The sequence below is a fragment of the uncultured Moraxella sp. genome, from assembly GCF_945873075.1.
GTDB lineage: Bacteria > Pseudomonadota > Gammaproteobacteria > Pseudomonadales > Moraxellaceae > Moraxella.
In genome coordinates, this window is record NZ_CAMCBS010000010.1 from 12,586 (window position 1) to 30,566 (window position 17,981).

Consider the following 17,981-nt stretch of genomic DNA (forward strand, 5'->3'; position numbering starts at 1 on the left):
AGTAGTCCACCATCAAGGCAACAACCGCTCCACACGCCACGCATCGCCATCAGCGGTATAGCGCATACGGTCATGCATCCGACCGACACGCCCCTGCCAAAACTCTGCGCAGTCCACAATCAGCTCATACCCACCCCAAAAGCTCGGATATGGCACGGTGTCACTATGCGTCGCATCCAAGATGGCGAATTTTTCTTCGATGATGGCACGATTTGCCACGACACCGCTTTGGGGCTCGCTCACCCATGCACCAAGCTGGCTTTCACGGGGACGCTTGGCGAAATAGGCGGCGGATTTTTCGGCACTTACCTTCTCAATGCGACCCGATAGGCGCACCTGACGCTCTAGTCCCTGCCAAAAAAACAGCACTTCGGCATTGGGATTGTCAGCGATATCCTGACCTTTTGCACTGTCGTAATTGGTGTAGAACACCACGCCACGCTCGGTGAGCTCACGCATCAGCACGATGCGTACGCTTGGGCGACCGTCTGCACCACAAGTGGCAAGGCTCATTGCATAAGGCTCGGGCAGTTCTGCCGCCACCGCTTCATCAAACCATGTGCGAAATAGCTCAAACGGCGTCGTCGGCAGACCTGTATCGGGCAGCGTGTGTTTTTCGTACGATTGTCTGTGGTCGGTTAGATCCATGGGATTCCCCTTGTTCTGATGATGATTGGGTTACAAGATGGTTTATTATACACCGATTCCCTTATAAATGGTGGGGAATTTATCAACCATTGTATGATGTAAATTCTGTCAAGCTGTAGTAAAATAGCATATCACTCACAACTCCCACGCATACTATGAGCCGTTATCTAATCACCTTTGATATGGATACCAACTGCCTAAAGGATAATTATCCAAGCAAAAGTTGGCAAAATGCCTATGCAGACATCAAAGCCATCTTAGCCAAACACGGCTTTGCCAATATTCAAGGTAGTGTATATCTGGGTGCTGACGGTGTCAGTGAAGCACATGGGACGATTGCTGTCCAAGAGCTGACAGCAAAACTTGATTGGTTCTATGGCTGTGTCTCAAACATCAAATTTTATCGCATAGAGAGCGATTTGGATGCACAGTTTATCGCTGATGGTGTCTATCATGCCAAGCAAGCATTTTTGGCTCGTCTTGAGCAACTAAAAATCACCATGCAACAAGCAGGTATTAGCAGTGCACAAATTGATGCTGTGCTCAAAGAACAGCGATTCGAACTACCTGCATTAACACAATCAGCCAAATAAAAATGCCAAATCCTAAGATTTGGCATCGGGTATGGACATCGCTGATTTGTCAGTAATCACGCCAGCACTCGCTTGACATGATCCGCAAGATTCTGCGCCATCGCTTGGCAAGTCTCAGCGTCTTGGTGCTCGACCATCACACGGATGACAGGTTCAGTGCCTGATTTGCGAATCAATAGGCGACCCTTGCCCGTCAGCTCGCTCTCGGCTTGAGCAAAGATAGCCGATAGCTCATCATTGGCATACGGATCGCTCATCTGCGATAGGCGAACATTGATCAAGGTCTGTGGAAATGGTGTGTAGCCTTGTGTTAGCTCTGACAGCTTTTTGCCCGTCTCTGCCATGCATGACAACACTTGTAAGCCTGCAACGATGGCATCCCCCGTACGGCTCTTATCTAAGCATAGGATATGGCCTGATGGCTCACCGCCGATTGTCCAGCCACGAGTTTCTAGGTCTTGCATCACATAGCGATCGCCGACCTTAGCACGGTGAAACTCGATGCCACGCTCTGCTAAAGCCAACTCAAGCGCCACATTACTCATCAGTGTGCCGACCACGCCTGCAGGCTGTAGGTGCTTGGCAAGCACATACAGGATGCTATCACCATCGACGATATTGCCATATTCATCCGTCATGATAATGCGGTCGCCATCACCATCTAGGGCGATACCGACATCAGCACCATGTTCACGCACGGCAGCTTGTAGCACTTCTGGGTGCGTTGAACCGCAGTTGTCATTGATATTGATGCCATCTGGTGTATTGTGGATGGCGATGACTTTGGCACCGAGCTCTTTTAGTACTCGTGGGGCGACGCTATGCCCTGCGCCATTGGCACAGTCCACGACGATGGTTAAGTTTGATAGGCTATAATGATACGGGAAGCTGCCTTTGCAGTATTCGATATAGCGACCCTTGGCATCATCGACACGGTGGTTTTTGCCGATGCTGTCTGCCTTGATGCCTGCTAGGCGTGCCAAGCGTGCATCGGTATCACCGACCAGTGCATCCAGCTCGACATTGATGGCGTCTTGGATCTCATCGGAGATTTTTTTGCCTTCGTGTGAGAAGAATTTGACGCCATTATCCTGATACGGGTTGTGACTTGCCGAAATCACCACACCCATGTCGGCATGGAAGCTTTTGACCAAATGCGCAATCGCAGGCGTCGGCAATGGGCCAAGCATATAGACATCGACACCTGCCGCGTTAAAGCCTGCCTGTAGTGCCGCTTCGATCACATAGCCTGACAAGCGTGTATCCTTGCCAATCAAGACGCTTGGGCGTTTGCTTGGATTTTGGGCGACCAACACACGACCTGCCCCAAAGCCCAAACGCAGTAAAAAATCAGGGGTAATCGGAAATGTCCCAAACTGCCCACGAATCCCATCAGTACCAAAATAGCTCATCGTCATTCCTTACACTTATTCTTAAGTGGCTAATTAGTGATATCAATTAATATAATTTCAAACTCACCGCCGTCGCTTTGATGCGTCATTTTGGCATCTGCTTGGCTATGGTTTGTACAATATTTGTACAGCTGAAAAATTTGACAAATTATAGCACACCCCATCCGATTTGATGAGTTGCTGCTGTGTAAATTTGGTATAAATTTTGCACATTTATCAACACTCATAGGTCATGATTTTTTTACTGGTAAAATCGGTGATAATTGGGTATGCTAAGGCATTTATCAAATAAAAAAATGGACGCCCTAATGACAACCGCACAGCCCAATATCCAAGCCAACGCCCAACCCAACACGCAACCCAATATCCAATTCAGCGCCGAACAACTGGCACAGCTGGACACCTTGCCCAAATCCAAGCTCACCGGCAAGCCTGTGCTGCACTTTGTCCATGCCAATGGCGTGCCATCACCAACTTATCTACCGATACTTGAGCGACTAGAAAAATACTTCACCATTGAGCGCATTGATAAGCTTGGCACACATCCCAATTATCCGGTGGATAATCATTGGCAGAGCCTGACTCGCCAAGTCGGTGATAGCATTGATGATGCTTGTTATAAGCATGGTGTGCCAACGGTGGTGGCGGTTGGGCATTCGGTCGGGGCGATGACGACGATGCAGACTTTGCTCGCCAATCCCAAGCCGATTAGCCAAGCCATCTTACTTGACCCATCACTCTTGACGGGTAAAAACAGCCTGATGTGGCATCTTGCCAAAACTGCCGATAGCAAGCTTAATCGAATACCAGCCCTTGCCAATCGTATGATTGATAAGCTCTCGCCTGCTGGCAAATCCAAGTACCGCAAGGACACCTTTAATAGCTATGATGATGCCTATCAAGCCCTGCGGGATAAGCCTTTGTTTCGCCCGTTTGATGAGCGTTGTTTTAGGCTATATATTCAGCACGGCTTTGTGCCGACGGCTGATGGCAAAGTAACACTCGCCATACCAAAAGCAATCGAAGTCGCCATCTTTCGTACCATTCCATCACTGTATTGGTATAAGTCGATTAGCCCAAAGCGTCCCTTGACCATCATCGCAGGCAAGGACAGTCATTTTACCCGTATCGGCTCGTATAAAGATGCCGAGCACAAATTTGGGCTGACCGTACGCTATGTCGATGGCGAGCATATGTTCCCGCTTGAGCGGCCCGATGCCATCAGTGATGAAATTTTAGCCACCATCCTACGCCAATTATAGCCATCATGCAGGCAAGCACCTTACCACGCTATCGCCCTGCTATCGCCACAAGCTTGATGGCGATGGTGGTGGCGACCATGTTCGCCCTACAAAATGGCTGGCTACTTATTCTACGCACTTTGGCGGATGCTACGCCTTATCATCGGGTGACGGATAATACCTTGCTTGTCATGTCGGTGGTGCTGACGGCGGTGTGCTTGGTGTGGCTGATTGTCTTTTGGCAGTATTTTCGCCTAAAAAGACATACTAATGATGCCAAGACGGCACAGCGACTGTGGCAAGATTATCTGGCACTACTGCCGATGGATGGACGGCAGTTTTGGCGGTGCTTATGGGTATTTTTGGCGATTGTTGCAAGCTCAAGCCTTATCGCCAATCTACTTAGCCATATCCTATCGCCAACGCCATCAGCCGATAGCACGGCTTTGATGGGGCATGACACGCCGATGTGGTTATTTGCTTTGATGGTGATGGTGTGTGCGCCGATTTATGAAGAGCTGATTTGTCGTGGGCTGTTTTGGCGGTTGGGACAAGATGTCTTTGGCGTCATCACTGATAACGCTCGATATATCACGATACTAACAAGTGTGATGAGTAGCTTGATATTTGCTCTGCTACATTTTCAGTATAATCTGATTGACACGGGCATGATGTTCGCCATCGCTCTAGGGCTGTGCTATGCTCGGGTGCGTACAGGCTCGGTGTTTGCACCGATGCTACTTCATAGTATCAATAATAGCTTGGTGTTATTACTCGTGATTTTGGCTTAGCACCTGCTCACCTGCACGGCGGATGTCATCCGGTATCAAAGATGGCTTACCGCTCAATGCCTGTCGCCATGCTCGTGCACCTGTCAGCCCTTGAAATAAGCCCAAATAATGCCGTGTCAAGGTGGCAAGATTTGCGCCTTCGTCAGCTCGCTTGGCAAGATACGCCATCAACCCTTCAAAAATCTCTCGACGGCTCGGCATCGGCAATCCCCACAACTCATTACACTCTGCCATCAGATAAGGATTGTGATAAAACGCACGCCCAATCATCACACCATCGACATACTGTAGATGCTCACGAATGGCATCCATCTGATCAATCCCGCCATTAATCTCAATGGTTAGTGACGGAAAATCTTGCTTGAGCCGATAGATATCATCATAGCGTAGGGGCGGGATTTCACGGTTTTGCTTAGGTGATAAACCCTGTAGCCACGCAATGCGAGCATGAGCAATAAAATGTGTACAGCCTGCATCCGCCACCGTCTCAACGAAGTCTTTCATAAACTCATAGCTGTCATGATGATCAATGCCAATGCGATGCTTGACCGTGACAGCCTTATCGGTAACTGCCTGCATCGCCGTCACCATCTTGGCAACCGTCTGTGGCTCTGCCATCAAGCACGCGCCAATCTTATTGTGCTGAACACGATCGGACGGGCAGCCGACATTGATGTTAAATTCATCATAACCCTTAGTATCAGCAATCTGCACCGCCTGCGCCATCTCATCAGCATCCGAACCGCCAAGCTGTAGCACCACAGGATGCTCGGTATCATCAAAGCGTAGCACACGATCAGCATCACCCTTTAGGGTGGCGCTGGTGCTGATCATCTCGGTATAAAGATGAATATTGGGATTGAACAATCTGGCAAACGCACGAAAATCGGATGTCGTCCAGTCGATCATCGGTGCAAGGCTAATTCTCTTATTTTTAATCATATCAGTCATTTACATATTTTTCTATTAAAATCAGCTACTTATTTAAAAATCCTATCTTGCGTTTACTTGTGTTTGTTTGTGGTTACTTGTGTTTTTGTGCATATGTGTTGTACTATATTTGCACTATTTTTTGGTCATTTTTTTGATAGTACAAATACCCTATCACTCACCAATAACCACTTTATATTGATTCACCAAATTCACAAAATTCTGACTGGTTATCCGCCCAATCTCTTGGCTATCGATGCCATAGACTTTGGCGAGTGCATCTGCCACATACGGCACATAGGTCGGCTCATTATCACGCCCACGCTTGGGCACAGGTGCTAGATACGGGCTGTCCGTCTCAATCAATAAGCGGTCTAAGGGGAGCTGTTTGGCGACTTCACGCAGTGCTTCGGATTTATTAAAACTTACTATCCCTGATAGTGAGATATACAGCCCCATATCCAGTGCTCGCTTGGCAAAGGCATAATCTTCGGTAAAGCAGTGAATGATACCATGCTCACAGCTCTCACTGTGTAGCACATCTAAAGTATCATGATAGGCGCTGCGAGTATGCACGATGATGGGTTTTTTGGCTATTTTACTTGCGGCGATATGTGTGGCAAAGCTGTGTTTTTGGGCAGATTTTTTATTTTCATCCCAATAATAATCCAGCCCCGTTTCGCCAAATGCCCACACCTTATCCGTATCAAGCACCAATAAATCATCCACCTGCACATTATTTAGCATCGCTTCATCTTGGCAAGGGTGAATCCCCACACTCATGCCAATATCAGGCAGGCTCTCATCACTCATCGCCAAATCCAACCATGCACGGATGGCATCGTTTTCGTCAAACTTACACATAATCGCCATCGCACGGCTGACGCTCGCTTCACGCATGGCAGTGAGTAGCTGGCGTGGCGACTGGTCGTGATTATCAAGCTTCAGATAAGTTAAGTGGCAGTGCGAATCGGTATACATAGTCGTTCTCTTAATAAAATGCCGTATTTTATCATGAATCTGCCTGATTTAGGCGGTTTTTGTCGTCTAGCACCACAGTTTGACTTGGTAAGGCGTGCTCCACTTGATAATTTTCTAAAAATTTGAGCACCGCTAACGCAAGCTGGGTCTGCTTGGCATAAAAATCCTGCGCCCCACTTGCATTGATATAAGCACGCATCTCGATGACATAGCAGTCTTGGCGTAGCTCTTTTATCCATACCTGATTCCACTCATTATTGGTCAGGCTATGCGATGCCAAAAATACCTGCAAATCTGCAATCATCCGCTCCACTTCTGCCAAATCTGCGGTGCGTTTGATAAATAAATTATGCAGAAAATAAAACATATCTCTTGCGGTAAAGTTCTCAATCTGCAAGGCAGAAAATTCGCCATTTGGCACAGTGACGACGGTGCGATTGAGCGTGCGGATACGAGTCGAGCGGATGCCAATATCAATCACCACGCCTTCATAAGTGCCAAATTTACAATAATCCCCGACATGAACAGGACGGTCAGCGACGACGACCACCGAGCCGATGAGATTTTCGATGGTTTTTTGCGCACCGAACGCCAATGCCAAACCACCCACCCCAAGCGCCGCAATCCCTGTGGTCAAATCAAAGCCCAAGTTACCAAAGATGATGATAATCGCCAAAATCAGAATAAACACTTTGGCAAGCTTACGAGACAAGCCCAAAAGCGACACCTGCTCGGGGCGATTGCGTTTGAGCGAGTTGGCTTCGGCACGGCGAAAGACACCGTCAATCAAGCGAAACGCAAGCCAAGTGGTCGCAATCCACGCCACCACTTCTTTTAGGCGAGCCACAGGGGTGCGGATGGTCACAGGCACGCCTGCTCGTAGCATGATTTCGGATAATAGCATTGCCACAACAATGATGGCGATTGGCATGATGACATTTGGCGAGATGGCAAAACGCTTGCCCGTCAATCGGGGGAACGCCCATCGACTGATGACAAAAATCAGCCACACCAGCGCATACGCCACCGCAAGGCTAAGTAGCACCATCACCGCAAGTGCGACTATTTTTGAGAGCTCAAAATCAAACAGCTTAACGCCCTTTAACTGCTCAATCTCAAAATAACTCGCCCAAGTCCGCCCTGTGCTGTGCACATCGGGCAAATTTGCCAAAGTCTCACCGGCAAACTGCCAATAGCGGTTGCCATCTTTGTCCACCTTACGCACAAGCAGTACATCCACCGACTTATCAGCGATGCGGATGCTGCCGACTTTTTCTTGGTCATGGGGTAACAAATCGCCCACATCCCCTTCTTTGGCATCGGATAATTGTAACAGTGGCTCAAGGCGGCCGCCCGTATCCAGCGCTTGCTTGAACTGCGCCACGATGTCAGCATTGGATACTTTGGATTTGTTCAAAAACGCCGAATCCAAATAGCGACTGGCAAGCTCGGTATCTTCACCAGATAACGCCGACATCAAGCCCTGCACCGTACTGCGTGGCGTATCTCGCCCGTAGCTGTCCGACCACACTTCGGCAGGCTGTTCGCTTTGTGTGGTTTTTAGCCCAAGCTTGGCAGTGGTGGCATAGCTCGGCACACTAAATAAAACACAGCTACACAGCATCATCACAAGCCACCGACACAGCATCGGCACTCGCTGATGAAGCTTGGCAAGAAATGCCATCACGGGCGATTGATTGGACATGACGCTCCCCAATTCACTAAAAATTAAGCCATTGTATAACTGATAAGCAGTGCTTGCAACCACCTGCATAATATGCCAATGGCTAAATATTGTATGAAAAATTGGTATCATTGAATAAATTTCATGCTATGATTAAAATTTTTCATCAAATCCTAAGTTGTTAAAAAATTTTTCATGTTATAATAAGACAGTTAAATTTACAAAACCCAAACCATTAGCAATATTAAGGTTAGTTATGTCATCGACCGCTCTACGCCGTGCCATTATCTTGGCATTAGCCCCAACGAGTCTTATCACCACTGCTTATGCACAGACCATCGAGCCAACTGTTGTGCTTGATCCGGATGTGATTACTGTGTCACGCACAGCCACGCCACTCAGTGACACGCCAGCATCAGTGACTGTCATCAGCGCAGGCGAAATTGAGAAAAATCCTGCACGCAACCTATCGGATGTCATCCAGTCAGACGCAGGCATCTATGTCAAACAGTACGGCGGCATGGGTCAAGTACCTGAAGTATCGATTCGCGGCACATACCCTGTGCACACCCTAGTGCTAAAAGATGGTGCTCGCCTAAATAACCAAAATCACCTTGGTTCTATTTATACCGGCTTTATTGATACCACTAACCTAAGCCGTGTTGAAATCGCCAAAGGTCCTGCATCTGTACAATATGGCTCGGATGCCATCGGCGGTGTCATCCAAATGGTCAGCAAAACACCTGCACGCACAGGCGGTGAAATCACTGGTATCATCGGTGAAAACAACACCTATAAAGCCATTGTCAGCGGTGATGTGGTACATAACGGCTTTTATGCTAGCCTGTCAGGTCAGCGTCTAGAATCTGATGGTACACGCATCTTTAACACCCAAAGCCGTGACAACAAAGCAGGCTATGAGCAAAAAGGCTACGCCGCCAAACTTGGTTTTGATAACAAACAAAACCTTGATGCAAGTATCAGCTTTGAGCACAACGAAGGCATCAATGAGTTTAATAGTTCGGGCGTCAGCACATCACCAAACACTGCTGTGCGTGAATTTGAAAACCAAATCACCAATGCCAAAATCGCTTATAAGCCAATTGACAATCTTAGCTTGAATGCTCGTTATAGCAATATCAAAAATGAACAAGATGTCGTCGCTTACAGTTCATTTTATAACACCCAAGTTGATGAAGCGGATATCAACGCTAAGTGGTCATTTACAAACAATCAAAACATCCTAGTGGGTGCCACAGGCAATCAGTCTGAATACACCAGCAATACCGTCAAAGATGGCGTCCAAAGCATTGATACTATTGGCTATTATGCACAGCATCAATACAATAGCGACAAGCTAAACACCCAAGTTGGTGTGCGTCTAGAAGACAATGAACGCTTTGGCAATCACACCGTTGGTCAAGGTGCGGTGCGTTATCATATTACGCCTGCTACCAGCGTCTATGCCAATGTTGGCTCAGCGTTCCGTGCACCTGCATTGTCTGAATTGTATTACGAAAGTATTGATGGACCATATCCAAACTGGGAGAATCCAGACATACTTGAAACATATGCCACAATTGGTAATGAAAACCTAGAACCCGAGAAAAGTATTAGCTATGAGCTAGGTGCTTCGCATCAATTTAGTGATAACTTGACTTTGGATGTTACTGCGTTTCACACCCATGTTAGAAACCTAATCAATATTCAAAACTCAACCACTGATATTTTAGATACAACCAACCCAGGCACAATTCAGAGATTCAATACTGGCACTTATTCAAATATTTCTAAAGCCTCGTTTATTGGTGGTGAAATCAGTGCTACATATGTTCGTGATAATTACTACGCAAAAGCCGGTTATGCATACATAGAAACCGAAAATAAAGACAACAATCGTGAAATCGCCTATCGTCCAAAACATACTGGTACATTAACCTTGGGTTATGATGATGGCGTCGCTGGTGTCAGCACCTCAATCATCGCGCGCTCAGATGCCTTTGCAGATAGAGCCAACACCATCAAAGTACCTGGCTATGCCACTGTGGATGTGGATGCTTATTGGAACATCAATCCATATGTCAAACTATTCACCAACATCCAAAACATCAGCAATGTTGAGTACAAAACTGCCAACTACTACCAAGACCAATGGTATGTCAATGGCGGTCGCCAAGCCAATCTTGGTGTGACTTTCAAATACTAATCCATCACTAGGATTGAAAACGGTTGATTGTATCAGCCGTTTTTTATTGTCTAAATTTAAGTAAGCACTGTAATCATTGCAAAAATTTGTTATAATAATGAGTTTGCAAGAGATGTTGCAACCGCTGTTGGTTTTAACAACCTTACAGCGGTCAGGCTTGCTTTTTAGATTTATCATAGGGTGAATTTAAAATAATCAACGACATCTGCGTTTTCTTTTTTATGATTATTACCAATAATCTGATCGTTAATTTTTAAAAGGAGTGGACGCAGTGTCTACATTTACCGATTATAAAGTGGCTGACATCAGCCTTGCCGAATTTGGCCGCAAAGAAATCCGCCTTGCCGAAACCGAAATGCCTGCCCTAATGGGTCTGCGTAAACGCTATGCCGCCGCCCAGCCTTTGGCAGGTGCCAAAATCGTCGGCTGTATCCACATGACCATTCAGACTGCGGTGCTGATTGAGACTTTGGTGGCGTTAGGCGCTGAAGTTCGCTGGACTTCTTGCAACATCTTTTCTACCCAAGACCACGCCGCTGCTGCCATCGCCGCTGCTGGTATCCCTGTCTTTGCTTGGAAAGGCGAAACCGAAGAAGAATACGAATGGTGTCTAGAACAACAAATCCACCAAGATGGCAAACTATGGGATGCCAACATCATCCTAGATGACGGTGGCGATTTGACCGCTCTCATTCACAACAAATACCCACAAATGCTAGACAGCATCCACGGTATCTCAGAAGAAACTACCACAGGTGTGCACCGCCTAATCGAGATGCTGGGCAATGGCACACTCAAAGTCCCTGCCATCAATGTCAATGACGCTGTCACCAAATCAAAAAATGACAACAAATACGGCTGCCGCCACTCGCTGAACGACGCCATCAAGCGTGGTACAGATATGCTGCTGTCGGGTCGCCGCGCACTAGTCATCGGCTATGGCGATGTGGGCAAAGGCTCAGCACAATCACTACGCCAAGAAGGTATGATCGTGCGTATCTCTGAAATCGACCCAATCTGTGCGATGCAAGCGTGCATGGACGGCTATGAAGTGGTCTCACCATTCATCGGTGGCGATCAAGCTCAAGGCGTGAATACCGCCCTACTACAAGACACTGATTTGATCGTGACCACCACAGGCAACTATCATGTCTGTAACAGCGAAATGCTAAAAGCCCTAAAATCAGCCGCTGTCGTGTGCAACATCGGTCACTTTGATACCGAGATTGACACTCAATTTATGCGTGACAACTGGAAATGGGTGGAAGTCAAGCCACAAGTGCATCAAGTCTATCGCTCAGACAGCGATGATGACTATCTGATTCTACTATCAGAAGGTCGCTTGGTGAATCTTGGCAACGCTACAGGTCATCCATCACGCATCATGGACGGCTCATTTGCCAACCAAGTACTAGCACAGATTCATCTGTATCAAGAAAAATTTGCTGATTTGCCTGCTGCCGAAAAACCAGGCAAAGTCTATGTCAAGGTACTACCAAAGAAACTGGACGAAGAAGTGGCAGCTGCGATGGTTGCAGGCTTTAATGGCGTGATCACGAGGCTCACCGAAAAACAAGCCGACTATATCGGCGTGTCAGTGGATGGCCCGTTTAAATCAGATGAATACAAATACTGATTAGACATACTGACAATAAACAGCCTTGGTTTGCTCACCAAGGCTGTTTTGTAATTGGTATTATCAAATGATCATACGATCACGCCCTACAATTACCTGCCCTTGATAATGTGTCTTGGCAGATGCGATCCACTGTGCGTCAGTAACGGGCTCAGGTCCGCTGATTAGATGATTAAGCACCAAAGTTTTTACCCCTGCTGCAGCTGCAATCTTACCTGCATCTTCAGCAGTCGTATGTTCACTCAAAAAATACTGACGCTGTGCTTCTGGTATCACGCCATTACCACGAGCAAGTAGCATTTTTTCGATACCAGGCCAGTACATCACTTCATGCAATAACACATCAGCCCCTTTGGCAAGTTCGATCAAGTTTTCAGAAAAACCTGTATCACCAGACACTACAATTGAGCGGTTTGCGGTATCAAATCGCAATGCCAATGCTAACTCAAACTCACTGTGCGGCACTTTGATAGCAGTGACTTTCACCGTGTCATCTTGATGAATCAAAACAGGCTTTTGGGCGATTTGCTTGCTCATATCAATTGTGCGTGCTTCAAACACTGATTCAATTGGCAAAAAACGACCGCCACGACCACGAATGCGATAATCTTCGGCAAAAAGCTGCTTGGCAGCAACCAAACTTTGCACAATTGGTGCAGGGCCATAGACACCTATCGGTCCTTTGACGCCAGATGCCCAAGTAACATTCATAATTGCAGGCAAATCCATCATGTGATCAGAATGATGATGGGTTAGATACATATTTTTAATCGTCTCAACTGGAATCCCCATTTCAGCCATTCGCTGCAATGCACCATACCCAAAATCCACCAAGTGCATCCGACCATCAATCATAATCGCCTGCGATGTCATCATACGAGCGACATTCATAATAGGGCCGCCTTGCGTGCCAAACAATACAAGCTTGGTGCCAACTCGCCATTCATCATTGCCAACGGGTACGGGTTCTGAAAATTGGGGGTTGGCAAATTCTTGAGCAGCAGCGCCTTTCATCACACCTGCAGTCATTGCTGTTAGCATTGCTGATTTTAATAGAGATCGTCTTGAGATTGACATATTTATTATTCCTATTATTTGTTTTGATTAAAATTAAATAATATCACAAATCATTAATATTGATCGGAATGCCATCATAACAAATCACACTCTGCCGGACATTGATTTTTAATTTACCGATCAGTCACTCCCATGCCATAAGGCAAGATTATCGCCCTATAAACCAATCCAACATGGAATTTACTAACATCTATTTGGCATTAACAAACTGCCAAAAATCTGCTATAATTGAATAATTTTAACAAAATTGATAAATCCTATAGTCATTTGATTTATCATGATAATTTTAGAGAGCCATCATGAGCCAAGACACTCTAAATCGCCTTGCAGCGATTGAACAATTATTAAATGAACTAAAATCTGATATTAAAAATCAACAGCCTGTACAAGCCACGACAGCCGCCAAGTCTGCCGAAGTAGCCACCCAAATCAACACCGAAGTAAAAAAACCTACACCAAAAACACCAAGCGCCGCCACAGTGCCATTTTCGTTTGAATTTTTCCCTGCCAAGACTGACGAAGGGCAAGATAAGCTACTTAGCGTCTTTGATGAGCTTAATGCACTCAATCCAAAATATTTCTCAGTGACCTATGGCGCAGGTGGTTCGACTCGTGAACGCACGCTTGGTATCGTCGAAGCATTAATCAAAAAAGGCGACACCCCGATTGCACCCCATATGTCATGCATCGGTGATACTAAGGCGCAGATTGGCGAATTGCTTGATTTTTATAAGGCATTGGGCGTCGATCGTGTCGTGGCGTTGCGTGGCGATCTGCCATCAGGTCAGGTCGGCTATGGCGAGCTACCGTATGCGCTTGACTTGGTCAAATACATCCGTGAGCATAGTGGTGAGCATTTTGCCATCAAGGTCGCCGCTTATCCTGAAATGCACCCGCAAGCGAAGAATTTTGAAGCAGATATTGATAATCTGGTCGCCAAATATCATGCCGGTGCGAACGAAGCCATCACCCAATTTTTCTACAATCCTGACAGCTATCTGTTCTTGCGTGATCGCTTGGCAAAAAAAGGCGTGCATCAAGACGATTTCCCCATCATCGCAGGCATCATGCCAATCACCAACGCATCAAACCTGATCCGCTTTGCTGATGGCTGCGGTGCTGATGTCCCACGCTATATCCGTAAACAGCTTGCCGACTATGGCGATGACAAAAAATCCATCCGTCAATTTGGCTTTGATATCGTGCATCAGCTGTGCGAACGCCTAATTAGCGAAGGCGTGCCAAGCTTGCATTTTTATAGCATGAACCAAACCGAACCAAATAAAGCGTTGGTCGAAAGTTTGGGATTGATTTAATCAGATTTACCCAATAAAGCCGTGATGATTTGATAGCGTTATTTAGATGATGGTATTTAGATAGTCTTATCAAATTTGAGCGGTTTTTGATTTTTTTATCACTGGTCAATTATGCCTAGATTTTTTATTGATACGCCGTTATCCACCGAGCTTGTCGGTCAGACTATCACGCTTAGCGACACCATCTATCATCATTGGTGCAAAGTTTTGCGTGCCAAGATGCATGATACCGCCACCTTATTTGATGGTGCAGGGGGTGAATACGCTGTCAAATTGATAAGTATTGATAAAAAATCAGCACAAGCAATCATTCATGCCTACGACCCCATCAATCGCACACCGCCCTTTGCGGTCAGTATTGGGCTTGTGATGAGTCGTGGCGATCGCATGGATTATGCCATCCAAAAAGCGTGCGAAATGGGCGTACATCAGATTCAGCTACTCACAAGTGAACGCTGTCAAGCCCATCTTAAATATGAGCGTGATTTTAAGAAAATTGAGCACTGGCAAGGCGTGGCAATCGCCGCTTGTGAACAATGCGGATTGAACATCATTCCAAAGATTATCCCGCCTGTCGCTCTCGAAACTTGGGTGACGGATTGTACAGATCATCTAAAACTGGTATTAGCACTATCAGATGGCAAGCCAAGCTTTACCAGCCCCCTACCTGACACCATCGCCCTACTCATCGGCGCTGAAGGCGGTCTATCCCCGACCGAGATTGACTTTGCCACCGAGCATGGCTTTGTACCTTGGACGATTGGCGAGCGAGTGCTACGTACCGAGACCGCCCCTGTGGTGGCTTTAACGGCGTTGCAGATTATTAATGATTTGGGTTGATTGGGTGATAAGTTAATTGAGTAATAATTTGAAATTTTTTTTAATATAAAATTAATAAAAGTTATCCAATTTTCACTCACTCACCATAAATCTGCTGCCACATTGACAGCATCTGCACACTTTTGGCGACATCATGCACACGCACGATACTTGCGCCTTGTTGTACCGCCAGTAGCGACATCCCTGCGCCGATGACATCACGGTCGCTTGGCTGATGATTTTGTAGATTATCTAGACCTGTACGCTGCAAAATCTCACCCAAAAACCGCTTGCGAGACACACCAAACAGCATCGGTAAATCAAACTGCCGAATAAAAGTGCTCAACTGCGTCATCAGCACCTGATGATGCTCATAAGTCTTGGCAAAACCCATACCAATATCAATCACCAATTGCTCACGAGCCACCCCCGCCATCACCGCCCGTTCAATGCTGTGTGTCAGCTCATCGATGACTTCGGCGACGACATCATCATACACTGCTAAATTATCCATCGTATCAGGCTCGCCACGGCTGTGCATCAGTACCACAGGCACACCAAGCTTAGCCGCCATCTCTACCGCCCCATCACGGCGAAGTGCACGCACATCATTGATGATGTCTGCGCCCGATTCGATACCTGCTTGCATCACCGCAGGATTACTGGTATCAAGCGACAGCCAAATCTCATCGCCGAACGCCGAGCGAATCGCCTGCACCACAGGGACGACACGGCGCAGCTCTTCATCCGTGCCGACTGCGGTCGCATTGGGGCCTGTCGATTCGCCACCGATATCGATGATATGCACGCCATCGGCGATCATCGATTCGACATGGGCAAGCGCCCGATCCACGCCATGATAGCGACCACCATCGGAGAACGAATCTGGTGTGACATTTAAGATTCCCATCACCTTTGGCGTGGATAAATCCAATGTCTTGCCATGTGCGTGTAGCTGTCTGATTGCTCGCTGTGACATAAAAAACTCACCTCATCCCAAAAAATGCCTTATAATAGCATAAGATGTAGTCCAAGTGACACATTCGATGGTAAGTGGCACACCAAAATTCCCCATCACCATCCCATGCGGTCGCTTGCTGATTAATTGGTTAAAATTTATTTATAATAATATTTATCATAAGGATAAAATTTGCAATATTTTGACAGACATGAAGGTGGCGACAATGCCATCTTGGTTCATCTTGATATCCATCAAATCATCGATCCTGATGATTTAGAAGAGTTTCGCCTGCTTGTACATTCAGCTGGGGCGAACGAAATCGAAATCATCACAGGCAGCCGCAGTAAGCCACACGCCAAATACTTCGTCGGCACAGGTAAAGCCGATGAAATCGCCGATGCCGTGCGTCGTTTTCGCGATAGCACCGATGGCGAAAAAGGTGATGTAGTGGTGATTTTTAATCACACACTCACCCCGAGCCAAGAGCGAAATCTTGAACAAATTCTAAAATGTCGTGTGCTAGATAGAACGGGTCTAATTCTCGATATTTTTGCTCAGCGTGCTCGCACTTATGAAGGTAAGCTACAAGTAGAATTAGCACAATTAAACCATCTAGCCACTCGGCTTGTGCGTGGTTGGACACACCTTGAACGCCAAAAAGGCGGTATCGGTCTGCGTGGACCGGGTGAAACTCAGCTAGAAACCGACCGCCGATTGCTACAGATCCGTGTCACACAGCTCAAAGCCAAGCTTGATAAAGTCAAGCAAACTCGTGCACAAGGTCGTGCCAAACGCCAAAAGTCTGAAATCCCCACCGTATCACTAGTTGGCTATACCAACGCCGGTAAATCCACGCTCTTTAACCGCCTAGCTGATGACAATATCTATGCTGCCGATCAGCTATTTGCCACGCTCGATCCGACGCTACGCCGTGTCAAATGGCCGGGTGTCGGCAATGTCGTGCTTGCGGATACTGTGGGCTTTGTGCGACATCTGCCCCATGAGCTCGTCGAAAGCTTCCATGCGACACTTGAAGAGACGCTTGAAGCGGATCTACTGCTACACGTCATCGATACCGCCAGCGAAGATCGTCACGAACAAATCGCCGCCGTCAATGATGTACTGGCACAAATCAAAGCCGACGCGCCGATTTTGCTTGTGCATAACAAAATCGATAAAAGCGGTGAGCCGCCTGCCATCTATTATCAAGATCATGGCGTACCGCACCGTGTCTATGTGTCCGCTCGTGATAATCTGGGCATCGATCAGCTGATGATTGCCGTGCAAGAGCTGCTCTCAGGTGAGCTTAAGCGATTTACCCTTACCCTGCCCTATCATGCAGGTGGGCTAAAAAATACCCTGCACGGACTTGGTGTCATCACTGACAGCAGTTATGATGACATGGGCAAAGAAGTCCTAGAAGTGCTACTTGCCCCTGCCAAGCTAAAACAGCTACTTGGGCAATATGCACTTAATGCTGATGAAGTCCTACCGAGCGAGCAAGCCGACAGCCTAAAACCTGTGCTAGAGCCTTTTGAAATCGCAATACAAAATAACATCACAAATCAAAATAGCGAACATTTTGATGAAGAACTTGACCCATTTTGTCGATAGTGGGTAAACTGTCAAAATACGCTAATTACTTGTATTTATTAGAGTTTACAGGTGTAAGCCGGATTAATTTGA

15 protein-coding genes are annotated in these 17,981 nt (G+C 46.8%); 8 read left to right on the plus strand and 7 right to left on the minus strand.

Annotated features, from left to right (window positions below):
* Positions 1–12: 12 nt before the first annotated feature.
* Positions 13–648: a pyridoxamine 5'-phosphate oxidase gene (gene pdxH, locus Q0N89_RS04850; RefSeq protein ID WP_294033998.1), complete on the minus strand. Its 636-nt coding sequence runs from the start codon at positions 646–648 to the stop codon at positions 13–15.
* Between the two features lie 155 nt (positions 649–803).
* Between pdxH and Q0N89_RS04855 the strand changes: the two genes are divergently transcribed.
* Positions 804–1,241 carry a hypothetical protein gene (locus Q0N89_RS04855; RefSeq protein ID WP_294033999.1) on the plus strand — a complete coding sequence of 146 codons (438 nt, stop codon included), beginning with the start codon at positions 804–806 and terminating at the stop codon, positions 1,239–1,241.
* A gap of 56 nt (positions 1,242–1,297) precedes the next feature.
* Here the strand turns inward: Q0N89_RS04855 and glmM are convergent, their stop codons facing one another.
* Positions 1,298–2,653: a phosphoglucosamine mutase gene (glmM, locus tag Q0N89_RS04860; protein ID WP_294034000.1), complete on the minus strand. Its 1,356-nt coding sequence runs from the start codon at positions 2,651–2,653 to the stop codon at positions 1,298–1,300.
* Between the two features lie 308 nt (positions 2,654–2,961).
* On the opposite strand from glmM, the gene Q0N89_RS04865 reads away from it, so the two are divergent.
* Both Q0N89_RS04865 and Q0N89_RS04870 read left to right on the plus strand, forming a co-directional pair.
* Positions 2,962–3,915, plus strand: coding sequence for an alpha/beta hydrolase (locus Q0N89_RS04865; protein ID WP_294034002.1), 954 nt, complete (start codon positions 2,962–2,964; stop codon positions 3,913–3,915).
* Between the two features lie 5 nt (positions 3,916–3,920).
* On the plus strand, positions 3,921–4,685 hold the full coding sequence (locus tag Q0N89_RS04870) for a CPBP family intramembrane glutamic endopeptidase (RefSeq protein WP_294034003.1): 765 nt from the start codon (positions 3,921–3,923) through the stop codon (positions 4,683–4,685).
* Here the strand turns inward: Q0N89_RS04870 and dusA are convergent.
* From dusA to Q0N89_RS04885, 3 genes are all read right to left on the minus strand, one after another.
* On the minus strand, positions 4,665–5,627 hold the full coding sequence (gene dusA, locus Q0N89_RS04875; RefSeq protein ID WP_294034004.1) for a tRNA dihydrouridine(20/20a) synthase DusA: 963 nt from the start codon (positions 5,625–5,627) through the stop codon (positions 4,665–4,667). The genes Q0N89_RS04870 and dusA overlap by 21 nt on opposite strands.
* A 162-nt stretch (positions 5,628–5,789) precedes the next feature.
* Positions 5,790–6,596: a TatD family hydrolase gene (locus Q0N89_RS04880; protein ID WP_294034006.1), complete on the minus strand. Its 807-nt coding sequence runs from the start codon at positions 6,594–6,596 to the stop codon at positions 5,790–5,792.
* A gap of 31 nt (positions 6,597–6,627) precedes the next feature.
* Positions 6,628–8,301 (minus strand): mechanosensitive ion channel domain-containing protein, encoded by a 1,674-nt coding sequence (locus Q0N89_RS04885; RefSeq protein ID WP_294034007.1) that lies wholly within the window; start codon positions 8,299–8,301, stop codon positions 6,628–6,630.
* A 235-nt stretch (positions 8,302–8,536) separates the two neighbouring features.
* On the opposite strand from Q0N89_RS04885, the gene Q0N89_RS04890 reads away from it, so the two are divergent.
* Together Q0N89_RS04890 and ahcY are read left to right on the plus strand one after the other, a co-directional pair.
* On the plus strand, positions 8,537–10,486 hold the full coding sequence (locus tag Q0N89_RS04890) for a TonB-dependent receptor (RefSeq protein ID WP_294034008.1): 1,950 nt from the start codon (positions 8,537–8,539) through the stop codon (positions 10,484–10,486).
* Between the two features lie 262 nt (positions 10,487–10,748).
* Positions 10,749–12,122, plus strand: coding sequence for an adenosylhomocysteinase (gene ahcY / locus Q0N89_RS04895; protein ID WP_294034010.1), 1,374 nt, complete (start codon positions 10,749–10,751; stop codon positions 12,120–12,122).
* A gap of 63 nt (positions 12,123–12,185) precedes the next feature.
* Here the strand turns inward: ahcY and Q0N89_RS04900 are convergent, their stop codons facing one another.
* Positions 12,186–13,199, minus strand: a complete 1,014-nt coding sequence (locus Q0N89_RS04900) for an MBL fold metallo-hydrolase (protein WP_294034011.1) — start codon at positions 13,197–13,199, stop codon at positions 12,186–12,188.
* Between the two features lie 299 nt (positions 13,200–13,498).
* Between Q0N89_RS04900 and metF the strand changes: the two genes are divergently transcribed.
* Together metF and Q0N89_RS04910 are read left to right on the plus strand one after the other, a co-directional pair.
* On the plus strand, positions 13,499–14,515 hold the full coding sequence (metF, locus tag Q0N89_RS04905; RefSeq protein WP_294034012.1) for a methylenetetrahydrofolate reductase [NAD(P)H]: 1,017 nt from the start codon (positions 13,499–13,501) through the stop codon (positions 14,513–14,515).
* 111 nt (positions 14,516–14,626) lie between these two features.
* Entirely contained in the window at positions 14,627–15,355 is a 729-nt protein-coding gene (locus Q0N89_RS04910; protein ID WP_294034014.1) for a 16S rRNA (uracil(1498)-N(3))-methyltransferase, read from the plus strand.
* A 76-nt stretch (positions 15,356–15,431) separates the two neighbouring features.
* Here the strand turns inward: Q0N89_RS04910 and folP are convergent, their stop codons facing one another.
* Complete coding sequence (gene folP / locus Q0N89_RS04915; RefSeq protein WP_294034015.1) at positions 15,432–16,313, minus strand: dihydropteroate synthase; 882 nt, start codon at positions 16,311–16,313, stop codon at positions 15,432–15,434.
* 171 nt (positions 16,314–16,484) lie between these two features.
* Between folP and hflX the strand changes: the two genes are divergently transcribed.
* Entirely contained in the window at positions 16,485–17,909 is a 1,425-nt protein-coding gene (hflX, locus tag Q0N89_RS04920; protein ID WP_294034017.1) for a ribosome rescue GTPase HflX, read from the plus strand.
* Positions 17,910–17,981: the final 72 nt, after the last annotated feature.

Bases quoted from the DNA above. Each gene is read 5' to 3' on its own strand.
- pdxH (WP_294033998.1), bottom strand. From the start codon at position 648: ATGGATCTAACCGACCACAGACAATCGTACGAAAAACACACGCTGCCC.
- Q0N89_RS04855 (WP_294033999.1), top strand. From the start codon at position 804: ATGAGCCGTTATCTAATCACCTTTGATATGGATACCAACTGCCTAAAG.
- glmM (WP_294034000.1), bottom strand. From the start codon at position 2,653: ATGAGCTATTTTGGTACTGATGGGATTCGTGGGCAGTTTGGGACATTT.
- Q0N89_RS04865 (WP_294034002.1), top strand. From the start codon at position 2,962: ATGACAACCGCACAGCCCAATATCCAAGCCAACGCCCAACCCAACACG.
- Q0N89_RS04870 (WP_294034003.1), top strand. From the start codon at position 3,921: ATGCAGGCAAGCACCTTACCACGCTATCGCCCTGCTATCGCCACAAGC.
- dusA (WP_294034004.1), bottom strand. From the start codon at position 5,627: ATGATTAAAAATAAGAGAATTAGCCTTGCACCGATGATCGACTGGACG.
- Q0N89_RS04880 (WP_294034006.1), bottom strand. From the start codon at position 6,596: ATGTATACCGATTCGCACTGCCACTTAACTTATCTGAAGCTTGATAAT.
- Q0N89_RS04885 (WP_294034007.1), bottom strand. From the start codon at position 8,301: ATGTCCAATCAATCGCCCGTGATGGCATTTCTTGCCAAGCTTCATCAG.
- Q0N89_RS04890 (WP_294034008.1), top strand. From the start codon at position 8,537: ATGTCATCGACCGCTCTACGCCGTGCCATTATCTTGGCATTAGCCCCA.
- Q0N89_RS04900 (WP_294034011.1), bottom strand. From the start codon at position 13,199: ATGTCAATCTCAAGACGATCTCTATTAAAATCAGCAATGCTAACAGCA.
- metF (WP_294034012.1), top strand. From the start codon at position 13,499: ATGAGCCAAGACACTCTAAATCGCCTTGCAGCGATTGAACAATTATTA.
- Q0N89_RS04910 (WP_294034014.1), top strand. From the start codon at position 14,627: ATGCCTAGATTTTTTATTGATACGCCGTTATCCACCGAGCTTGTCGGT.
- folP (WP_294034015.1), bottom strand. From the start codon at position 16,313: ATGTCACAGCGAGCAATCAGACAGCTACACGCACATGGCAAGACATTG.